The organism is Haladaptatus sp. DYSN1 (assembly GCF_029489995.1).
Lineage (GTDB): Archaea > Halobacteriota > Halobacteria > Halobacteriales > Halococcaceae > QDMS2.
Genome location: NZ_CP120470.1, coordinates 1,459,227 through 1,478,412 on the forward strand (window position 1 = coordinate 1,459,227; position 19,186 = coordinate 1,478,412).

Consider the following 19,186-nt stretch of genomic DNA (forward strand, 5'->3'; position numbering starts at 1 on the left):
CCCATTTCCTGTTTTAATACTCCGTATGAGAGAAAAAGTGTTGCGCTTATTTGTATGAATTCTTACACTGTTTGATTATGAAGAGCGAAATGATTCAAATTTCGTGACGCTCTGGATTAATAGTCAATTTCCGTGTTACGATTCTCGGAAACATAGGGGTCTGTTGATGGAAAACTAATGCATTCGATTCCGCCTTCGTGTAAGGAAGACGACTGCATTGCTCGCGGTCAACGTTCCAGCTATCCGTATCGTTTCGTATCGTGTCATACGATTTATCACATCTTGCCGTCGCTCACGCTATAAAACCGAAAAGCGGGAGAAGATTGACGCTAGTCGAGGAACGCTTCGATTCTGGCCATCGCTTCGCGCAGGTCGTCGAGCCCGGTCGCGTATGAGACGCGAAGGTGACCCGTACCACTCTCACCGAAGACGTGGCCGGGGACGAGGGCAACGCCCTGTTCTTGAAGTAACTGTTCTGCGAACGCGTCCGTGTCTTCCCACGGACACTCGGGGAAGACGTAGAACGCCCCCTTGGCCTCGAAGCAGTCGATACCCATCTCTTCGAACCGCGAAAGGACGAACTGCCGGCGACGATTGTACTGGTCTCGCATCTCGATTACGTCGCCGTCGCACGACTCGAGTGCCTCCAGTGCAGCGTACTGGGCGGTCGTCGGTGCGGAAAGCATCGAGTACTGGTGGACACGATTCATCGCCCCGATGGTCTTCGCCGGTGCGAGCGCGTAACCGAGGCGCAGGCCCGTCATGGCGTAGGCCTTCGAGAACCCGTTGAACACCACGGTTCGCTCTCTAAGCCCCTCGAACGTCGCAATCGAGGTATGCTCCTCGCCGTAGGTGAGGTCGGCGTAGATTTCGTCCGAGAGGACCGTCAGGTCGTGTTCGCGCACGAACGCGGCGACCTCAGCGAGCTCTGACTCGGTCATGATGGCTCCCGTCGGGTTGTTCGGGTAACAAAGCACCAGCAGGTCCGCGTCGGCGACGCCGTTTGCCTCGAGCACCTCGCGCGTGAGTTTGAAGTCGTCTTCCTCATGCGTTGGAACGGGAAGCGGCTCCCCACCGGCGAATGTGACTCCCGGCACGTACGAGATGTACGACGGTTGTGCAATGGCTACTACGTCGCCGGGGTCGACGAGCGCCCGAAACGCCACGTCGAGGGCTTCACTCGCGCCCGCGGTGACGAGAACTTCCGTGTCTGGGTCGTACGTGAAGTCGTATTGCACTGAAACTCGCTTTGCGATCGCCTCGCGGAGTTCTCGCATCCCGCGATTGGCCGTGTAGGACGTTTTGCCGTCCTTGAGCGACTCGATGGCCGCTTCGCGGGCCGCCCACGGCGCGGTGAAGTCGGGTTCGCCGACGCCGAGAGAGATGACGTCGTCCATCTCCTCTGCGATTTCGAAGAACTTGCGGATTCCTGACGGCGGAATCTGCTGGACGCGGTCTGCAATTTTCATGGCGAAAACGAGAGCCGACCATCGTCGTGGCCGTCGCCCATCTCGAAGCCGCGGTCCTTGTACGTCTCCATGATGTAGTGGGTCACCGTCTGCGTGATTTCGGGGACGGGAGCCACTTTTTCGCTGATGAACTTCGATACTTCGCGCAGGGAGTCTCCCTCGACTTCGAGTGCGAAGTCGTAATCGCCACTCACCAGCCGGAGCGATTTGACCGGCGGGAATTTCACCAGTCGGTCGGCGATGTCGTCGTAGCCGGTCTCGCGGTCGAGCGTGACGTTCAACTCGACGAGCGCCCGGATTCGTTCGCGGTCTGCACGGTCCCAATCGACGACCGCCTGATAGCCGCGAATGAGGCCCGAGGCCTCCAGTTCCTCGATTGCCGCCGTTACCTCCGCTTCGTCTGCGCCCATCTGCCGGGCCAGGTCTTCAGTCGAGTAGCGGGCATTCTCGAGGAGGAGCGCCAAAAGCTCATCTCGCGTGCTCATACCCGGTGAGAAACGACCGCCCACAAAAAGACTTGCTACCGGTGCAATAAACTGTATACTGGGATATAGAACCGGTATCCGCGACGGTACCCGTCCGGGTGGGAGGCAGGGTTACTGGCAGCGTGCGCCAGTGCAACCGACGGGTGACTTATCCACTCACTCGTTGTTCGTTCAAATATGCAGCGACTGGGAGGGAGCCGATGACGGACGAACAGAACGAAAAGTCGCCCGGAAAACTCGACTTCAACGAGTCGTACGCCGCCGGAACGCCACCGTGGGACATCGGCCGTCCCCAACCCACACTCGTCGAACTCGTCGATGCAGGCGTTATCGACGGCAGTATCCTCGACGTTGGCTGTGGAACGGGTGAAAACGCGCTGTTCTACGCTGAACAGGGACACACCGTTCTCGGCGTGGATGCGGCGGAAAATGCGATTGTAAAGGCACGAGCGAAAGCAGCTGACCGCGGCCTGACAGACCGCGCCCAGTTCGAGGTTCACGACGCGTTCGCGCTTGGCGACCTCGGCCAGCAGTTCGACACCGTCACCGACTGTGGGCTGTTTCACGTGTTCGGTCCTGACGAGGTGGAAGCCTACGGCGAGAGCCTCCGGTCGGCGCTCGTCCCCGGTGGCACTTACATCATGCTCGGCTTCAGCGAGCGGGATGGGCGAATGGGTCCGAGCACGAACGAGGACCTCATTGGTCAGGCATTCGGTGAAGGGTGGCGAATCGAGGAGATTCGCGAATCGACGTTCGAGTCCACCGACCCGAGCAAGTACAACCATCATGCACTGCTCGCAATCGTCACCCGTCTCGACTGATTACTGGTCTGTGAGCGCTTGTCGTTCGACCCGTCTGATGAAGTCGTCTTTACCGTCGGTGTACGCGCCGATGTCGTGTGGATGTGCTGCGGCCAAGTCCCGTTTCAGGTCGGCGTAATCGGCGGCAACCTCCGGATGGGTGCGGAGGTAGTCGCGGAAGGCGAGGTGGCGCTCCCAGAAGTCGCTCGCTGTCTCGACCATGTGGAGGTGATGGGTGCGGGTGTCGCCCTCGCTCTTCCTTAAGTATCGGCGTTCAGGCATCACATCCTCGAACGTAGAGACGTACTCGTACCCGAGTGCTTCGAGTGGTCCGAGGCACCTGGCCGCGTCCGCGAGCGCGTCGAGGCCGACCATGATGTCGATGATTGGTTTGGCGGGCAGGCCGGGAACCGCCGTACTACCGATGTGTTCGATTCGCTCTATGTGCTCGCCGATTACCGACTCGATGTGACTCGCCTCCGCGTCGAAGGCCGCAGGCCAGTCCGGGTCGTAGTCGGCGAGGGTAATCGGTGTTTGACTCATGCCTGAATCGTACCGGTCAGAAATACTGGCCAGTATTACGGGCCAGTATTACTGGTCAGTGTGCCTCGTCTATCGGCCGGCGGAGGCGCTGTGCGTACTCGACGATCTGCGTCCCAAGTTTCTCCACGCGCGCTTCGAGCGCCGGGTCGACGTAGCCTGCTTCGTCGAACTGTTTGCGGACGTTCGGAATACCGACCTGGTGGGGCATCACCCAGCCGTGGACGCCTCGAACGGTGATTCGCATGTGGTCTAAGGTGCTTCCGTAGGAACTCCCGCCCGCAACGGCAAGGAGGCCAACTGCGGTGTCGGAAAATTCGTCGAACCCGCAGTAGTCATGGAAATTCTTGAACGTAGAGGAGTACGATCCATGGTAGACGGGCGACCCGACCATGACGCCGTCCGCCTCTCGCACAGTGCGAAGGAGCGCTTCGAGTTCGGCGGATTCCTCGTGACCCGGGTGATAGAGGGGCAACTCCACTGCGCCCAGGTCGATGAGCTCCGTCGTCGCGCCTGCCGCCTCGGCGGCGCGGAGCGCGTGCTGGAGACTGCGTTTGGTGTAGCTCTGCGTCCGTCTGCTGCCCGAAATTGCAACGATTGCCGGGGGTGCCATTCTGTGAAGTATGCCACTGCCATTAAAAAAAGCCGCTACTCGGTGCAGAAATCGTGTCAAGCTAGAACTGTTTTATTTTCATTAATAGATATAATAAAATTTAAATAATGTAGTGTCTGTTGTTAAGTCGCACCATGGGTGACAAACTCCCACTTGGACGGCGTAAATTTCTGAAAGCAACCGGGTCCGCTGCACTGCTCGCTTCGATGGGACAGGCGGCGGCACAGGGGCCGAACAACGGCCGACGACGAGGATCGAAAGAGGACGAGGTACTCGTCGGTGTTTCACAGGGCGCAGGTGACCACCGGGCGGAGGTGGAGAAACACGTTCCGGAAAACGCGAAAGCGGTTCACGACAATGATCGGCTTCGGTACGTCGCGGTTCGATTCAACGAGAACGCAGACGAGAACGCGAAGGAGAATTTCAAAGAGCGCGTTCGGAAGGAGGAGTACATCAAGTACGCAGAGGACAACACAACTCACACGGCATTTTACACACCGGACGACACCCGCTATGGCGACCAATACGCAGACCAGATGGTCAACGCTGCCGCTGCGTGGGACACGACGCTCGGCAGTTCGAGCGTGACCATCGCCGTCGTCGACCAGGGTGTCAAGTACGACCACCCTGACCTCGATGGGAACATGGACGGTAGCGTGGCCAATTACGGCTACGACTTCGTCGACGACGACTCGGACCCGTACCCGGACGTGCTCGCAGACGAGTACCACGGGACCCACGTCGCCGGTATCGCAGCGGGTGAAATCGACAACGGTGAGGGTATCACCGGCATTGGAAACTCCTCGATTCTCTCGGCTCGCGCCCTGAGCGAGGAGGGGAGCGGTTCGACCTCCGACATCGCAGACGCCGTGACGTGGGCTGCCGACAACGGTGCCGATGTCATCAACATGTCCCTCGGTGGTGGCGGCTACACGCAGACGATGAAAGACGCCGTCTCGTACGCCTACAACACCCAGGGCGTCTATATCGCTGCCGCGACGGGGAACGACTACGGCACCTCGGTCAGCTATCCGGCTGCCTACAGCGAGTGTGTCGCCGTCTCCGCGCTCGACCCCGACGGGTCGATGGCGGCTTACGCGAACACCGGCAGCAAAGTCGAACTCTGTGCACCCGGTACGGACGTCCTCTCTACGTGGACCGACGACGGCTACAACAAGATTTCCGGAACCTCGATGGCGACGCCCGTCGTCGCAGGAGTCGCCGGACTCACGCTCGCCCAGTGGGACATCTCGAACACGGAACTGCGCGACCACCTGAACGCCACAGCCGTGGACATGGGTCACAGCTCGAACGAACAGGGCAACGGCCGCGTGGACGCCGCGAACGCAGTCAACACCGACCCGGCGAACTCCGGTGGCGGTGGCGGCGGCGAAACGGACTCGACGACGGTCAACGACTCGCTCTCGAGTTCCTCTGACTCCGATTGCTGGTCGTACGCGTGGACGTACTCCAATCCAAGTCAGGTCGAGGTGGACCTCGCTGGTCCCACCTCTGCGGACTTCGACCTGTACGTGAACGACGGCACCGGAACGTGCCCGACCACGTACTCCTACGACTACCGCTCCTACAGCGCGAACAGCGAGGAGAACATCACCATCTCCGCGCCGGACGACTCGACAGACCTCCACATCCTCGTCGATTCCTACAGCGGCAGCGGCAGTTACACCCTCACCATCACCGAGACGCAGTAAGTCTCGTATCCTGTGGTCCCCCTTCTCCGATGACGTAAGCGTTACCCGTGCGCATCTGATAACGCCGCTAATGACGGACGCCACGTTCGATGCAGCCACGTGGGCCGAGGAACTGGAAGCCCACCGTGAGGAGAAAGACCAATTTTTCAGCGACCACCGCCAGTCACCGGTCGCTCCGGAAAACCGCGACGAGTTCGACGGCCTCCAGTACTTCGCGCCGGACCCTGACTACCGGGTCGAAGCCACGGCCACGGTCCACGAGGATCCGGAAACCGTCTCGCTCGAAACCACGGCCGGCCCGGAAGTCGAGTACGAACGCTCGCTCACGCTTACGTTCAATCTCGGCGAAGGAGAGTACACCCTCGCCGCGTATCGACAGGGAGACGGCCCGTACTTCGTCCCCTTCCGCGACAAAACCACGGGACAGCAGACGTTCCAGTACGGTCGCTACATGGAGTTCGAAACCGAGGATGGCCTCGAAGACGGCGACGAACTGACGCTCGACTTCAACCTCGCGTTCAACCCGTTTTGCGCCTACTCAGACGCCTTCACCTGCCCGCTTCCGCCACGCGAAAACTGGCTCGACGTGGTCATCACGGCGGGCGAGAAGTGGATCTGAACACACTGGTCTCCGCCGCGAATTCAACGACCCGTTTTTAGGTTCCCGGCAGATAACGCGAAACTGTTTATACCTCCTTATTCGGTATTATGCAACGATGGTCAGTATCGAACTCAGCGACATTCAGGCGGCCCGCGAACGGTTCGACGACGAGGCCGTCGTGCGCCACACGCCCGTAGAGACGAGTCGCTCGCTCAGTCGAATGTCCGGCGCGGACGTTCACCTCAAGATGGAACACCTCCAACGGACGGGGTCGTTCAAGACCCGCGGGGCGTACAACAAACTCAAGCAAGTTGCAGCAGCCGGTGGCGTGACCCGAGTCGTCGCCGCGAGCGCGGGGAATCACGCCCAGGGGGTCGCCCTCGCCGCGACGAAAGTCGGCATCGACTCGACGATCGTCATGCCGAAGAACGCACCGCAGGCGAAAATCGACGCGACCCGCGACTACGGCGGAGACGTAGAGTTACACGGCAGCAACTTCCCCGAGGCGATGACCTACGCCCGGACGCTCACGCAGGCTGACGACACCATCTTCGTCCACGCATACGACGACCCGGACATCGCGGCCGGGCAGGGAACCATCGGCCTCGAAATCTACGAGGACCTCCCCGACGTGGACACGGTCATCGTTCCCATCGGCGGCGGGGGCCTCATCGGTGGCATCTCGACCGCACTCAAGGCGCTCGATTCGGATATCCGCGTCGTCGGGGTGCAGGCGGATTCGGCGTCTACAGTTCCCGAAAGTCTGGACAAGGGTGGGCCACACTCAATCGACCACCCGAACACCATCGCCGACGGCATCGCCACCGGTGGCATCTCCCAGCTAACGTACGAACTCATCGAGGCGCACGTAGACGAGGTCATCACCGTTTCTGACGACGAGATTTCGAACGGGATTCTCATTCTTCTGGAACGCGCAAAGCAACTGGTCGAGGGTGCGGGTGCGGTTTCCATCGCCGCTCTTCTGAGCGACAAACTCGACGTGGAGGGAGAAACCGTCGTTCCACTGCTCTGTGGCGGGAACATCGACATGTCCATGCTCCAGACCGTGTTGACCCACGCGCTCACCGAACGTTGCCAGCTCCTGCGCCTGCGCGTGAAGATCGAGGACCAGCCGGGCAAGATGACCGAAATTTCCGGCATTATCGCAGAACAGGGGGCGAACATCCGCGACGTGCGCCACGACCGGGCGGTCGACGACCTGCGAGTCGGCGAAGCCTATCTGGTCTTCCAGGTGGTCACGAGCGGGACCGAACACGCAGAGTCGATTCGTGGTGCAATCGAGGGTGCAGGGTACGAAGTCGAACGGATGAACTGACCGCGGGCCGCCTTTTTCTCACGACCCCGGGCATAGCAGACCCGGACCTCAGCCAGTTCACCTTCGAACATCTCTCGCGGCCGCTGTACCCGCTCGACGAAGACGAATAATTCAGGGTTCGTCTTCGTCGAGTGGCAGTGCTTCGTCTAAGAGTTCTTCGAGTTCCTCATCGTCTGCGCCCGCTGCCTGGGCGAGTTCGCGCATCGACGCGCGGCGAGATTTGTCGCGTGCGGTCGCCAGTTCGTCGATGAACTGGTCGATCTGTCCCGCCGTGAGCATCGCCTGCGCTGACCACGTTCCGTCCTCGGCCCTCACGCGAACGCCGATGGCGTACTGCTCCGGAGTGCGGATGAAACGGACTTCGAAGTCATCTTGTGCGGTGATTTCTGCCATTCTCCACCGCTATATCACCTGCAGGACACTTAGGCTGGTCGGTGGTGAATATTTATATGTCCGCAGGTATGTGGCAGAATCACCTTGCACGCTAGAGAGCAACACACAGGACGCGCGTCCAGTGCGTATCTGCCAGTTCCCGCCGCTTTCGGGAGACACTCCTTCCGGCGGGGTAGCTTGCGACGCACGACACGACAACGAAGCCTATCATGACACAGCAATCTCACATGTGGAACGTCCCGAACCGGGTGCTGTTCGGTGCCGGAACGGCATCCCAGACTGGCACGTACGCAAAACAGTTCGGTGCAGATACCGTCCTCGTCGTCACCGACAGCGGCGTGCGAGAGGCTGGGGTGTTAGAACCGGTGCTCGAATCGATTTCCGAGGCGGGGGTAGACTACGCGGTGTTCGACGGCGTCGAACCCGACCCAACCGATACGGTCGTCCACGCCGCGGCGGACGCCTACGAGGACGCAGACGCGGACCTCATGCTCGGTATCGGCGGCGGGTCGTCGATGGACACCGCGAAAGCCGCGAGCATCCTCACGACTAATGACGGCCACATTCTCGACTTCAAGGGCTCTGGCAACGTGCCGAACCCCACGCCGCCGAGCATTTACATTCCCACCACCTCGGGGACCGGAAGCGAAGTCGGCCACTGGTGTATCGTCAAGGACGCGGAGACTAGCGTCAAAGAAGAAATCGGCGACGTGACGCTCCTCGCGGACCTCGCGCTCGTCGATCCCGAGTTGACCAAGAGCGCCCCGCCGCTGGTGAAAGCCGCGACGGGGATGGACGTGCTCACGCACGCCGTCGAAGCCTACGTTTCCATCAACGCCCAGAGTCAGACCTCGGCGCTCGCTCTCGATTCTATCGAGAAGGTCGGAACCCACTTGACGAGGGCCGTCGAGTACCGCGGCGGTGACGACGAGGCGCTCGCGAAACTGGCCCGTGCGAGTACGCAGGCGGGAATGGCGTTCAACGGTGCTGGCCTCGGCGCGGTCCACGCCCTCTCTCACCAGGTCGGCGGAAAATTCGGCGTCCCACACGGTCTCGCGAACGCGATTATCCTGCCCTACGTGATGGAGTTCAACCTCCCGCAGGTCCCAGAGAAACTGACCGACATCGCGGCTGCACTCGGAGAATCAGTCGACGAGGAGGCCCCAGCTCGCCATGAGGGGTACAAGGCCGTCCGCGCCACGCGGCAACTCGGCGACGACGTTCGCATTCCTCGAACGCTTTCCGAGACGGACGCAGAGCGTGAGGCGATTCCCGAACTCGCAGAGCAAGCCCTCGAAGACGGGAGTCTCACCGGCAACCCGCGCGTCACGACGTGCGAGGACTTAGAAGGCATCCTCGAACGCGCCTTCGACGGCGTGTTCGAGTACGAAACAGCACTCGAGTGATGACTCTTCGCGAACCACCACTCCGAGAGCGACACGCCGAGCGAGACGCCCGGACGACCGAGTTCGGCGTGGTCGAGTCCATCAAAGCCGTCTCCGACGTGTACGCGCCGGTTTCGGGCACGGTCGAGGCGGTAAACGACGACCTGACCGACGCACCAGAACTCGTAAACGACGACCCGTACGGCGACGGCTGGTTCGTCACCCTCGACCTCGCGGACGACGCAGAACTCGAAGCGCTCCTCGACCCGGCTGCCTACGAGGCGCAGACGACCTGACTCAGAAGTACACGTCGTCGCGTTTGTGCTGAAGCGACGGTAAATCCCGGCGAACGTCTGCGACGTAATCGAGGTCTATCGGCGCGGTGATGAGTTCCTCCCGGTCGCTTGCCTGGCGAATCACGTTGCCCCACGGGTCGATGACCATCGTCTTGCCGTACGTCTGGGCGGATTTTGGTTTCTCACCAATCTGTGCTGGCGCGACGACGTAGCATTGGCTCTCGATGGCGCGTGCGCGAAGCAGCGGTTCCCAGTGGTCTTTCCCGGTAAAGAGCGTGAACGCGGCCGGGAGGAAGATGACTTCTGCGCCGTTTCGCGCGAGCGTGGTGAACAGTTCGGGGAAGCGCAGGTCGTAGCAGATAGAGAGCCCGAAGTTCGCAAGGGCGGTCTCCGCGACGACGGCCTCGTTCCCGGCGGCGACGCGCTCTGATTCCTGGTAGGTGACGCCCCCGGGCACGTCGATGTCGAACAGGTGGACCTTGCGGTAGGTCGCGGCGATGTCGCCGTCGGGGTTGATGAGGGCCGTGGTGTTGTACACTCGCCCGTCGTCCGCTGGTTCGAACATACTCCCGGCGTGGATGTACATCCCGTAGTCCTCGGCGCGAGCGGCGAGGCGTTCGGTGAGCGACCCGGGAATCTCCTCTGCGACGTCGGAGAAGGCGTCTTTCGGCCCGATGTACGGGAACATCTCGGGAAACGCGACGATGTCTGCGTCTTTGCTCGCGGCTTCGTCGACGAACGAGAGCGCCCGGCGGACGTTGTCCTCCTTGTCGTCTCGGGAGTCGAGCTGGCAGGCGGCGACGGTGAACTGACTCATATTCGGAGGTTCGCAGCGGAGCGTAAAATCACTAGCCTTCACGAGTGGGTTTGTCACAGTCGAGAGGGCTAAGCCCCCTGAACTACGACCTGTATCCACCTACTCGTGTCACCTCCTCGCGCACCCCTCGGCACAGACGAGTCGTCGCTCGTCGTCTCACTCGTCGGCGGTTCACACTTCGTGAATCACATGTATCTCATGCTCTTGCCGCCAGCCTTCGCGCTGCTCGGGCCTGTCTTTTCCGTCTCCACGGCCCAGTTAGGACTCGCCGTGGGCGTCCTCGGGGCCGTTGTCACCCTGTTGCAACTGCCCTACGGCTACCTCTCTGACGCGCACAGTCGGACACTCGTCCTCTCGCTGTCGCTCGGCTTTGGCGCACTTGGCGCGTTTCTCGCCGCGATCGCCCCGACCTACGAGTGGTTGCTCGTCTCGCAGGTGGTCCTCGGCATCGGCGTCGCGGGCCACCACCCTGCCCACTACCCGCTGCTCGCCGCTGCGACGACAGAGGGCAAACGCGGCCGGGCGTACAGCGTCCACGGCTTCACCGGCGCGCTCGGCCTCGCCGCGCCGTTCGCTCTCGTCCCGCTCGCGCTGGTGCTTGGGTTTGGCTGGCGCGAGGCGTTCCTCGCCATCGCTCTGTTCGGCGGCCTCTATGCCGTCGTCTGCCTCGGCGCGTTCGCCCGGTACGTCGGGCGCGACGTGACCCATCCGCCGGCTGAGGCGTCGAAACCCGACGCCATCGCCCCGAGTTTCGCGAGCGAACTGCGGACGCTCATCACGACGCCGATCATCCTCCTGCTCACGACGCTCTGGTTCGTGAGTTCGCTCGCGGCGTGGGGGGTTCGGACCTACTCCCAGACGCTTCTCGCCGCCGGGTACGGCTTCGCCCCCGCAGACGCCAGCCTCGCCTCCTCGGCCATGCTCGCCGTCGGGGCCGGCTTCATCCTGCTCGGCGGGTGGGTCACAGACCGCACCCTCGCGGATAACGTCCTGCTCGCCGGGTACGGTGCGCTTGCCGTGCTCGCGGCGGTGCTCGCCTCCGGGTCGGTTCCCGTTCTGCTCGCGCTCGCACTGGTCCTCGTCCTCGCGAGTACCATCGACGTAAGTCGTCCCGCCCGGGCGAAGCTGACCGACCGCGCCTCGGCCCGGAAAGACGTGGGCAAGAACTTCGCGCTCATGACCATCGGCATCTCGGCAGGCGGGGCCATCGGCCCACCCGTGTTCGGGTACGTCATCGACGTGGCGGGTGTCGGCCTCGCTTTCTACCTCGTTGCCGCGCTCGCCGCCGTCGCCGTCGCACTCGCGCTCGCCATCCGCTCTGTGAGTGCGGCACACGACACCACGGCCCCAACCACGAGCGAGTAGACACACATCTAAACGACCAGTTCTGAGAGAGTGACGATGAACTACGTCTGGTACGCCCTTCTCGCGCTCGGTTCCTACACCCTCGTCGCCCCCCTCACGAAGGTTGCGACGCAAGACCTTTCGAGCGACGTGGTCGCGACGATTACGAACGGGATGCTCGTCGTTGTCGCGCTCGGCCTCGTCGTCTACAACGACGAATCGGTCATCGACGCGGTCACGCCCGCGAACGCACCCTACCTGCTCGGGGCGGGCATCTGCCTCACCGTCGGCATCATCGCCTACTACCGCGCGCTCGCCCTCGGCCCGGTGAGCGTCGTCGTCCCCATCTTCGGGATGTTCCTCGTCACGAGTTCCGTCGTCGGCATCGCCTTCCTCGGCGAGTCGCTGACCGCGCGGAAGGCCCTCGGCATCGTACTCGCGGGCGTCGCCGTCTACCTCGTGACCGTCGAGTAGCGGCAGAACGCTTTTGTCACGGTACAGCGCAGTTTGAGCAATGGACTCACATTACGCGGAGGTGTACTCCGAGGACTTTACCTTCCTCTCGTTCAAGCGGGGCTTCCAGCTCGTGGTCGGTGCCATCTTCACCTTCCTCGTGTGGGCGAACCTCGCCGCGTCCGTGGGGATGTCCCACGACGCAGGCACGGGCGGTCCGTACGCCCTCGTCCTCTCCCTCGCTGGCGGTGCCGTCCTCTTTTCGACGTGGAACCGCCCGCCACCATCCTTCACGGAGAATTCCTCGCTCAACATGGTTCTCGAATCCGCGATTCGACTGACCCTGTTTCTGGTCGGCGTGGTCGCGTTCTATTGGCTGTGGACCTTCGTGACGGCGGCCTCCACCTCCTCACCGGCGGGATTCACCGGGAACATGCTGCTGGTATTCGTCCCATTCTTTGGTGCGGTGGCCCTCTTGAGGGTGTGGAACCACGTCTCGACGCTTCTCTTCGGTCGTGGCCGTGTACCTGACCTGTAACGGAACGCTGAATCTTCACTTCGCTATGTCCGGGCGCGAGAAGAAGAATACTGTACCTGACAGAACACACTTTTTCTCGGAGCGCCATTCTCAGCACATGGCGCTCGAATCCGAAGCAAAACTCTCGATTGGCGACGACGCACCCGCGTTCTCGCTGCCGGGAACCGACGGCGAAACCTACTCGCTCGACTCGTTCGCCGACAACGAGGCCCTGCTCGTCGTGTTCACGTGCAATCACTGCCCCTACGCGAAGGCGAAAATCGGCGTGCTGAACGCCCTCGCCGCCGAGTACGACGACGTGGCTGTGGTCGGCATCAACCCGAACGACCCGGCGCAGTACCCGGACGATTCCTTCGAGCGAATGCAAGAACTCGTCGCCGACGGCACGGTCAAGTACGACGCCTACCTGTTCGACGAATCCCAGGACGTGGCGCGAGACTACGGTGCGGTGTGCACGCCCGACCCGTTCCTGTTCCGTCGACAGAATGGGTCGTTCGAACTCGCGTGGCAGGGTCGCTTAGACGACGCCCTCTCGCCGGACCAGGAACCGACCCAGCACGACATGCGCGAGGCAATCGAGGGCGTCCGCGCGGGCGAAGAGGTAGACAAGGGATTCCTGCCGTCGCGTGGCTGTTCGATTAAGTGGCGCAACTGAATCCTGACCCGGCGAACGTTTTTCACGGTCCTCCGCGAACCACCGTCCTAATGTCCGATGAGGAGTCCTCCCCGGTCGGCGTCGGTGACGGACGGCGAAAGCACGTCACTGTCGTCACGCACGACGGCGAGGAAATCGAGCATGCTGACGTCTATCTTCGCCACACCGACGACGGATTCGTCGTCTCGCCAGAGTGGGACTTCGAGGGCGAGCAGGCCAGGCGCTACGAGAAAGACGACATCCGCCGCCTCGACGTAATCCAACACCATTCGTCGTGCTTTCTCACCACCGCCGTCGCAGGGGAGGGCGAGACGCTCGATGCACTCCGGCAGTTCAGAGACGAGGTGCTCGCGGAGAATCGAGTGGGTCGCACGCTCGTCGGATTCTACTACCGTACCAGTCCCCCAGTCGCAGCGACGCTTGCGGCACATCCAGACTCACCCACCGCGCGGGCAGTCCGAAGGCTCGTCTTCCGGTGTGCGAATCTCGAATGCAGACGAACGACGGCGAACAGTCCGGCCGTTCGGCGCGGCCTCGCAGTGACGCTCACGGTGCTGTACGCGATTGGGATGCTTGTCGCGCTCTTTGGGCACGCGTTCATCGAGGCGAGCGAGAATTGGCGAGGAGCGGGCGCGCTGGGTCGAGACGTTCACTCGAAGACGCGCGAGACGCTCTCGCGCAGCGAGTAGCCCACGCCGTCTTTTTCTGTGACCGTAAAGCCGTGATGGTCGCCCACTGACTGGAGGTCGGCGACGAGGCTCGGCAGGTTCGACACGTCGTGAAGGCGGTAGGCGTGTCCCTTTCCGCTCGCGGTTTCGATCGTGAGTTTTGGTCGCCCGACGCGCCCGCCGTCGTAGACGGTTATCGAGACGACGTTCTCGTAGTTGTGCCACGTCACCGCGTCCGCCTGCAACAGTACCTCGTCTAAGCCGTGATGGTCGTAGATGGCCTGCATCGCGCCCGCCTCGCGGTGGTGTTTCTTCGTGCCGAGGCCGAACATCGGCGTGATGTAGGCGTATTCGGCGACGTAGAGGCCGTCGTCCGCGAAGAACAGTTCCGCGAGTCGAAGCGGGAACGACCCGGTCATCCCGAAGTGGACGTGGCACTCGACGGTGACGTTTGTGCTTGGCAGGTCGTCGTCCGGGTTCGCCGACGCTGGTGGTGCGTCACTCATCGCGTCGTCCTCCGCCGAACGCCAGTTGTCCGAACAGCAGCGCACCACCGATGAACAGCAGGCCGACGACGAGTTCGCCGGTGACGGCGAGATACGCGCCGAGAGCGATGCCGGCGACCGCACCCGCGGCGCTCGCGCGACGGCGCAGCGAATAGCCTGTGGATTCGGTTCCGACTGCGTCGCGTTCGTCGCCTGCACTCCGCTCTGCGAGGTAGGTGACGGCCATTGCCGTGAGACTGCCGACGACGAGCGCCGTCCGAATCGTAGGGGCGACGGTGTAGCCGACGCCTCGTGCGAGGACCGCGGGCAGGGCGATGGCGACGAGTCCCGCCGCGTAAATCGCGTACCGGTATCTCACGAACAGGGCGAACATCGACTTCGAGAGAGGTGCGGTCTGTGTACTGGTCATCTGAAAGATGATGTGGAGTCAGGAGAGGAGGCTGCTCGCCTTCTCTGCGTCCTCAACGGTGCCACTGGCTTCGAGTTTCGCCGTGGCGCTGCGATACATCGTGTACACCTGCACGATGAGGGCAATCGCCCAGAGGGCGTAGCCGCCGACGCCGCTGCCGACGACGCCGAGTGTCGTTTCGAACGTCGCGCTCCCGGTGACGGACACGAGTTGGCTCCCGATGAGCAGGACGCTGAAGTAGCCGAAGAAGCCGGTTGCCCACCACATCGCGACGACGCGGCCCCATCCCGGTTGGGTGTGTTCCGGCAGTCGCGTCGTGTTGAGGATGATGGTCAGTGCGTTGTACGGCCACATCATCACGCCCGCGATGGCCGCGCCGATGACGAGGAGAATCCACGGTTGACCCCAGTTGAGGAGGCCGGTCCCGACGATGATGAGGATACCCCACGCCGTGAACAGGGTAAGGAGGCCGAGGAACGTCCGTGAGAGGTCCCAGCCCGCATCTCGCCCGTAGCCCTCGTAGAGGATGTCGACACTGTTGCGGACGAACGATTCGACGATGGCGTACTGCGTGCTGAATAGCGCAATGAAGATGACGGCGTACATCAGGTTCCCGACGAGCGCGCCGCCCGGCAGGTTCGGAATGACGACGTCCACCCACATGGCGATACCATCGCCGCCTGGAACCGAGGTGGCGAACTCGGCTGCGATGGTCATCGCGACCGTCGCGACGACGAGTAGCCCAATCACGAAGGTGAGGAAGTGTTCGCGCTGGGTGACCTTCCACCATCCGCGCCAGCGTTTGAGGTTCTTGTCGGTCGGTTCGAATGCGAAGCCGTCGTGGACGGTCTCCGGGGTCGCGCCCCGAAGCGGATTCTTGATTCGGCCCTGGTAGGTCCCCATCCCGTACCCCTTCTCGCGAGCCCACACGCCCTGTGAGAGGTTGATGTAGCCGCCCGCCCCGGCGTAGGCGAGGCCGCCGAGGAACACGGCGATGTTCATCTCGTTTTGCGGGGGAAGTGCGCCGAAGTTGACCGCACCCGCTGGCACGTTCGCCAGTTGTCCGACCGTCCCGACGGCGAACACGAGGACGACCGCACCGAAGATGGCGACAGCCATCAGAGCGAGCTGAATGTTCTCGATGACATTGTACATGACTGGTCCAGCCATGTAGGACGCCCAGATGAGCAACATCGTGACGACGCCAATCATCCACCAATCCCCGCGAGGGACGATGCCGGTCCACGCCGCGAGCACTTCAGCACCACCTGCGGCCCACCCCGGCCACCCGAGGTGGAAGAAGCCGGCGGCGAGGAAGAACCACGGCCAGATGCCGTTCAACCGCTCGAATGCGCGGAAGATGCTCTCCCCGGTGGCCATCGTCCACCGCTGGAGTTCGGTGTTGATGAAAAACTGCGTGATGACACCGATCCAGAACGCCCAGTAGAGCGCCCAACCGTAATCGGCGACGATAGTCGGCCAGAACATCGTCTCGCCGCTGCCGAGCGACGCCCCGAGCATGATGGCGCTCGGTCCGACGATGTGGCGCACCTTCGGCACCTTCGGGAGGTCGGCCAATCGGTAACCCCCTTCGCTGCTGTCTGGATAGTCGGCCGTCGCGGGTGCGACATCGAGCGATTCGTAGTCGAGGTCGCGATAGACTGTCTCTCGATACTGTTTGCCGACGTCTTCGGTCGTGTAGATGTCGTGGTCGACATCACCGACAGACTCGGCATCCGTCCCGTGTTGTGTGTCTGATTCGTCGTCTGGCATCGGATTCCTCCGGCCCTCCTCGTCACACCGGCCAACGCGTTTATCTGCGAGTTTCGACTGAACCGTGTTACCATGCGACGCCCCGTATATAATGATTTACGATTGACGTAGGAGAGTTGAAACAAACAGCGGGCGAGAAGGTACGACGAACCGCCGTGTCCGCGAGTCAGTCTGCGCTTTCGGGCGACCCGTTGTCGCTTCCGCGGCGCTCGAAGAAGGTCTGGAAGTCCTCGTCGTCCTCGGCGATTGCCTGCCAGACGGTGAGGCCGCGTTCGTCGTCAGACCCGGGAATGGTGTTGTCGAGGACGAGCGCGACGAGGCCGCCGACTGCCATGCCCGTGCCGCCGAAGACGAACAGCGTGTCCGCGACGATTTGGTTGCCGAGAACCGCACCGAGGAGTGGGATTCCTTCGAGACCCATGCGCAGCATCTCCGGCCCGGAGGTGTTCGGGTCTACTGCGGCGACATTGCTCATGTAGGCCGGAATCGCGAGGCCCGCGAACATCGCCGTCCCGAGGACGAAGATGTTGCGCGAGGAATCCAAATCGACGTACTTCAGGTTCGAGAGACCAACGGCGACGATTTGCCCGAACATGGCGATGAACAGGCCGCCGATAATCGGGTCGGGGATGGTGGCGATGAGCTGTCCGAAGTAGCCGATGAAGCCCATCACCAGCATGACAGCCGCGCCAACCTGCACGACGTAGCGGGAGGCCACACCCGTGAGGCCGATTGCGCCGATATTCTCGGAGTAGGAGGTCGAACCGCCAGCACCCATGATGCCCGCGAAGACGTTCATCAGCCCCTCCATCCCGATGCCGTGGTTGATGCGCTTTTCACTCGGCGCACCGACGCCTGAGAGGCGAGCAACGGCGTGATAGTCGCCAAAGGATTCGACGATGGAAGCGACGACGCCCGCGAACATGCCGACGATGAACGACGTTTCGAAGACGGGCATGCCGAACTGGAGTGGGTAGATTGGGAGCAGTGGGGGAGCCTCGGTCACGGTGGCAAGGTCCACGTATCCAAGCGTACTCGACGTGTAGACGCCCGTCACCGAGAGAACGACCGCAACGAGATATGCGACAACGATTGCCAGCAGAACGGGGAACAGTTTGAACACTTTGTTATTGTCTTTCATGTACTGGCTGAACAGGACGATAAGGAACAACGTCAGTCCAAGAAGCCACCAGTTCTGGTCTGCTCGGGTAACCTGTGGGACGGAGAAGAGTGAAAGGCCAATGAGTGCGATGGTCGGCGCGACCACGACAGGCGAGAGGAACTGCTTGAGTTTGCCAACGACGCCGAAGTAACCGATTGCCACCTCTGCGAGCGCGGCCGCGATGATAGCGCCCTGTAAGTGGACGATCATCACTTCCCAGCCGGGGTCCCCGGGGAAGCTGCCGACGACGCCGATGATGGCGAGCGCTGGTGCGAGCATCGAGAACGGCGCACCCTGGACGATTGGATAGCGGTTGCCGAACGTGGTCTGGGCGAGCGTTGCAATCCCGGAAACGACGAAGAACGTCCCGACGAGTCTGGCGGTAATCTCCGGGGGCATACCCATTGCTCCGGCCAGGATGAGTGGCACTGCGATGTTCGCTCCGACCATCGTGAGGTAGTGTTGCATACCGAGGAGTGCCGATTCACCGAGCGGCGGTTTGTCCTCGATTCCGTACTCGACGAACCCGGCCTCTTGCGGCGGCTCGTTATCTGCCATCGGTGCCCTCCTGCCACGGTTTTGCCAACTCGAACATCTATCCACAATCCTGTATGGAATGCTTTTAAACACATCGGTGTATCCGCATGTGGATGCCTCACAACTGGCAGAAGAGGAGGAATTTCGCACACACGTCACCGAGAATTATCGGGCCAAGCAACACGCCCATGAGATGGACACGTCGCGTGCCGAGGCGGACGGGGACGAGTCCGACCAGCGTGGCGACGCAGAGCACCACGACGCCGACTCCCCCGGCGAACAACCACGCCAGCAGGCAGAGCAGGCAAAGGACGACGACGGAGAGTGTCGCGTAGTCGAGCGACCCGCTTCGAGATACCAGTCGCCGACCACCCTCACGAGCACGAAGGCGACGGCGGCAGCGATTGCGATGGCGGCGAGCATCGCGACGCCAACTAGGGCCGGCGGGCCGGGGACGAACGACACGCCAGCCGCGAGTAAAAGGGCGAAGTTGTTCGCGTGGAGGCCGGGGATGGGGCCGCTTATCGTCCCGAGGTAAATCCCGCCGGCGACGAACCCGAGGGTGGTCAAGGTGGCTTCGGGGGCGACGGGGACACTCACGCTCGGGAGCGACATTCAAGACGGACTGGTCCCGGCTTCTGGTATAAACTCGCGGGTGTGCCGATTGCGTAACTCGTCGGCCGGCGACGGGCGC

21 protein-coding genes and 1 pseudogene are annotated in these 19,186 nt (G+C 62.2%); 12 read left to right on the forward strand and 10 right to left on the reverse strand.

The features are described from left to right. Positions 1-329: 329 nt before the first annotated feature. Both P0648_RS07885 and P0648_RS07890 read right to left on the reverse strand, forming a co-directional pair. Positions 330-1,469, reverse strand: coding sequence for a pyridoxal phosphate-dependent aminotransferase (locus tag P0648_RS07885; RefSeq protein ID WP_277505836.1), 1,140 nt, complete (start codon positions 1,467-1,469; stop codon positions 330-332). Then, positions 1,466-1,954 carry an Lrp/AsnC family transcriptional regulator gene (locus P0648_RS07890; RefSeq protein WP_276247811.1) on the reverse strand — a complete coding sequence of 163 codons (489 nt, stop codon included), beginning with the start codon at positions 1,952-1,954 and terminating at the stop codon, positions 1,466-1,468. Before P0648_RS07890 ends, P0648_RS07885 begins: the two co-directional genes overlap by 4 nt. Before the next feature lie 200 nt (positions 1,955-2,154). Between P0648_RS07890 and P0648_RS07895 the strand changes: the two genes are divergently transcribed. Beyond that, positions 2,155-2,775 carry a cyclopropane-fatty-acyl-phospholipid synthase family protein gene (locus tag P0648_RS07895; protein WP_277505837.1) on the forward strand — a complete coding sequence of 207 codons (621 nt, stop codon included), beginning with the start codon at positions 2,155-2,157 and terminating at the stop codon, positions 2,773-2,775. On the opposite strand, the gene P0648_RS07900 is transcribed toward P0648_RS07895, so the two are convergent. After that, the gene (locus P0648_RS07900; protein WP_276247808.1) at positions 2,776-3,297 is read right to left on the reverse strand and encodes a GrpB family protein; all 522 of its coding nucleotides are present in this window, start codon (positions 3,295-3,297) and stop codon (positions 2,776-2,778) included. Positions 3,298-3,352: 55 nt separating this feature from the next. Continuing rightward, a complete protein-coding gene (locus tag P0648_RS07905) occupies positions 3,353-3,907 on the reverse strand; it encodes an NADPH-dependent FMN reductase (protein ID WP_276247807.1) in 555 nt (184 codons plus the stop codon). Positions 3,908-4,113: 206 nt separating this feature from the next. Here P0648_RS07905 and P0648_RS07910 point away from each other — a divergent pair, with 206 nt between their 5' ends. The 3 genes from P0648_RS07910 (at position 4,114) to ilvA (ending at position 7,556) form a co-directional block, all read left to right on the forward strand. Continuing rightward, the gene (locus P0648_RS07910) at positions 4,114-5,619 is read left to right on the forward strand and encodes a S8 family serine peptidase (protein ID WP_369685126.1); all 1,506 of its coding nucleotides are present in this window, start codon (positions 4,114-4,116) and stop codon (positions 5,617-5,619) included. A gap of 70 nt (positions 5,620-5,689) precedes the next feature. After that, complete coding sequence (locus tag P0648_RS07915; protein WP_276247805.1) at positions 5,690-6,238, forward strand: DUF1684 domain-containing protein; 549 nt, start codon at positions 5,690-5,692, stop codon at positions 6,236-6,238. Positions 6,239-6,335: 97 nt separating this feature from the next. Continuing rightward, positions 6,336-7,556, forward strand: coding sequence for a threonine ammonia-lyase (gene ilvA, locus P0648_RS07920; RefSeq protein ID WP_277505838.1), 1,221 nt, complete (start codon positions 6,336-6,338; stop codon positions 7,554-7,556). Positions 7,557-7,667: 111 nt separating this feature from the next. Here ilvA and P0648_RS07925 read toward each other — a convergent pair whose 3' ends face one another. Further along, positions 7,668-7,949, reverse strand: coding sequence for a hypothetical protein (locus P0648_RS07925; RefSeq protein WP_277505839.1), 282 nt, complete (start codon positions 7,947-7,949; stop codon positions 7,668-7,670). Positions 7,950-8,158: 209 nt separating this feature from the next. Between P0648_RS07925 and P0648_RS07930 the strand changes: the two genes are divergently transcribed. Both P0648_RS07930 and P0648_RS07935 read left to right on the forward strand, forming a co-directional pair. After that, positions 8,159-9,355 (forward strand): iron-containing alcohol dehydrogenase family protein, encoded by a 1,197-nt coding sequence (locus tag P0648_RS07930; RefSeq protein ID WP_277505840.1) that lies wholly within the window; start codon positions 8,159-8,161, stop codon positions 9,353-9,355. Positions 9,356-9,414: 59 nt separating this feature from the next. After that, positions 9,415-9,630 (forward strand): annotated as a pseudogene (locus P0648_RS07935) (glycine cleavage system protein H); the annotation flags it as partial. Position 9,631: 1 nt separating this feature from the next. Here P0648_RS07935 and P0648_RS07940 read toward each other — a convergent pair. Beyond that, a complete protein-coding gene (locus tag P0648_RS07940) occupies positions 9,632-10,447 on the reverse strand; it encodes a carbon-nitrogen hydrolase family protein (protein WP_277505841.1) in 816 nt (271 codons plus the stop codon). Positions 10,448-10,552: 105 nt separating this feature from the next. On the opposite strand from P0648_RS07940, the gene P0648_RS07945 reads away from it, so the two are divergent. The 5 genes from P0648_RS07945 to P0648_RS07965 all read left to right on the forward strand — a co-directional run bounded on the left by P0648_RS07945 (position 10,553) and on the right by P0648_RS07965 (position 14,126). Further along, on the forward strand, positions 10,553-11,812 hold the full coding sequence (locus P0648_RS07945) for an MFS transporter (RefSeq protein WP_276247800.1): 1,260 nt from the start codon (positions 10,553-10,555) through the stop codon (positions 11,810-11,812). A gap of 36 nt (positions 11,813-11,848) precedes the next feature. After that, positions 11,849-12,265, forward strand: a complete 417-nt coding sequence (locus tag P0648_RS07950; protein ID WP_276247799.1) for an EamA family transporter — start codon at positions 11,849-11,851, stop codon at positions 12,263-12,265. A gap of 40 nt (positions 12,266-12,305) precedes the next feature. Further along, the gene (locus tag P0648_RS07955) at positions 12,306-12,782 is read left to right on the forward strand and encodes a hypothetical protein (RefSeq protein ID WP_276247798.1); all 477 of its coding nucleotides are present in this window, start codon (positions 12,306-12,308) and stop codon (positions 12,780-12,782) included. A 97-nt stretch (positions 12,783-12,879) separates the two neighbouring features. Continuing rightward, a complete protein-coding gene (locus P0648_RS07960; RefSeq protein ID WP_276247797.1) occupies positions 12,880-13,437 on the forward strand; it encodes a thioredoxin family protein in 558 nt (185 codons plus the stop codon). A 50-nt stretch (positions 13,438-13,487) separates the two neighbouring features. After that, a complete protein-coding gene (locus P0648_RS07965; protein ID WP_276247796.1) occupies positions 13,488-14,126 on the forward strand; it encodes a CFI-box-CTERM domain-containing protein in 639 nt (212 codons plus the stop codon). Here P0648_RS07965 and P0648_RS07970 read toward each other — a convergent pair. The 4 genes from P0648_RS07970 to P0648_RS07985 form a co-directional block, all read right to left on the reverse strand. Next, positions 14,087-14,611 carry a hypothetical protein gene (locus P0648_RS07970; protein ID WP_276247795.1) on the reverse strand — a complete coding sequence of 175 codons (525 nt, stop codon included), beginning with the start codon at positions 14,609-14,611 and terminating at the stop codon, positions 14,087-14,089. The genes P0648_RS07965 and P0648_RS07970 overlap by 40 nt on opposite strands. Beyond that, entirely contained in the window at positions 14,604-15,020 is a 417-nt protein-coding gene (locus tag P0648_RS07975) for a hypothetical protein (protein ID WP_276247794.1), read from the reverse strand. The genes P0648_RS07970 and P0648_RS07975 overlap by 8 nt, the downstream gene beginning before the upstream one ends. A gap of 18 nt (positions 15,021-15,038) precedes the next feature. Beyond that, on the reverse strand, positions 15,039-16,793 hold the full coding sequence (locus P0648_RS07980) for an Nramp family divalent metal transporter (RefSeq protein ID WP_276247793.1): 1,755 nt from the start codon (positions 16,791-16,793) through the stop codon (positions 15,039-15,041). 166 nt (positions 16,794-16,959) lie between these two features. Then, positions 16,960-18,513, reverse strand: a complete 1,554-nt coding sequence (locus P0648_RS07985; RefSeq protein ID WP_276247792.1) for a uracil-xanthine permease family protein — start codon at positions 18,511-18,513, stop codon at positions 16,960-16,962. A gap of 172 nt (positions 18,514-18,685) precedes the next feature. On the opposite strand from P0648_RS07985, the gene P0648_RS07990 reads away from it, so the two are divergent. Further along, entirely contained in the window at positions 18,686-19,030 is a 345-nt protein-coding gene (locus P0648_RS07990; protein ID WP_276247791.1) for a hypothetical protein, read from the forward strand. Positions 19,031-19,186 lie beyond the last annotated feature (156 nt).

Coding starts and splice junctions, on each gene's coding strand:
- P0648_RS07885 (WP_277505836.1), bottom strand. CDS start 1,469: ATGAAAATTGCAGACCGCGTCCAGCAGATTCCGCCGTCAGGAATCCGC.
- P0648_RS07980 (WP_276247793.1), bottom strand. CDS start 16,793: ATGCCAGACGACGAATCAGACACACAACACGGGACGGATGCCGAGTCT.
- P0648_RS07930 (WP_277505840.1), top strand. CDS start 8,159: ATGACACAGCAATCTCACATGTGGAACGTCCCGAACCGGGTGCTGTTC.
- P0648_RS07950 (WP_276247799.1), top strand. CDS start 11,849: ATGAACTACGTCTGGTACGCCCTTCTCGCGCTCGGTTCCTACACCCTC.
- P0648_RS07910 (WP_369685126.1), top strand. CDS start 4,114: ATGGGACAGGCGGCGGCACAGGGGCCGAACAACGGCCGACGACGAGGA.
- P0648_RS07915 (WP_276247805.1), top strand. CDS start 5,690: ATGACGGACGCCACGTTCGATGCAGCCACGTGGGCCGAGGAACTGGAA.
- P0648_RS07970 (WP_276247795.1), bottom strand. CDS start 14,611: ATGAGTGACGCACCACCAGCGTCGGCGAACCCGGACGACGACCTGCCA.
- P0648_RS07940 (WP_277505841.1), bottom strand. CDS start 10,447: ATGAGTCAGTTCACCGTCGCCGCCTGCCAGCTCGACTCCCGAGACGAC.
- P0648_RS07985 (WP_276247792.1), bottom strand. CDS start 18,513: ATGGCAGATAACGAGCCGCCGCAAGAGGCCGGGTTCGTCGAGTACGGA.
- P0648_RS07955 (WP_276247798.1), top strand. CDS start 12,306: ATGGACTCACATTACGCGGAGGTGTACTCCGAGGACTTTACCTTCCTC.
- P0648_RS07905 (WP_276247807.1), bottom strand. CDS start 3,907: ATGGCACCCCCGGCAATCGTTGCAATTTCGGGCAGCAGACGGACGCAG.
- ilvA (WP_277505838.1), top strand. CDS start 6,336: ATGGTCAGTATCGAACTCAGCGACATTCAGGCGGCCCGCGAACGGTTC.
- P0648_RS07965 (WP_276247796.1), top strand. CDS start 13,488: ATGTCCGATGAGGAGTCCTCCCCGGTCGGCGTCGGTGACGGACGGCGA.
- P0648_RS07895 (WP_277505837.1), top strand. CDS start 2,155: ATGACGGACGAACAGAACGAAAAGTCGCCCGGAAAACTCGACTTCAAC.
- P0648_RS07990 (WP_276247791.1), top strand. CDS start 18,686: ATGGACACGTCGCGTGCCGAGGCGGACGGGGACGAGTCCGACCAGCGT.
- P0648_RS07900 (WP_276247808.1), bottom strand. CDS start 3,297: ATGAGTCAAACACCGATTACCCTCGCCGACTACGACCCGGACTGGCCT.
- P0648_RS07960 (WP_276247797.1), top strand. CDS start 12,880: ATGGCGCTCGAATCCGAAGCAAAACTCTCGATTGGCGACGACGCACCC.
- P0648_RS07925 (WP_277505839.1), bottom strand. CDS start 7,949: ATGGCAGAAATCACCGCACAAGATGACTTCGAAGTCCGTTTCATCCGC.
- P0648_RS07975 (WP_276247794.1), bottom strand. CDS start 15,020: ATGACCAGTACACAGACCGCACCTCTCTCGAAGTCGATGTTCGCCCTG.
- P0648_RS07890 (WP_276247811.1), bottom strand. CDS start 1,954: ATGAGCACGCGAGATGAGCTTTTGGCGCTCCTCCTCGAGAATGCCCGC.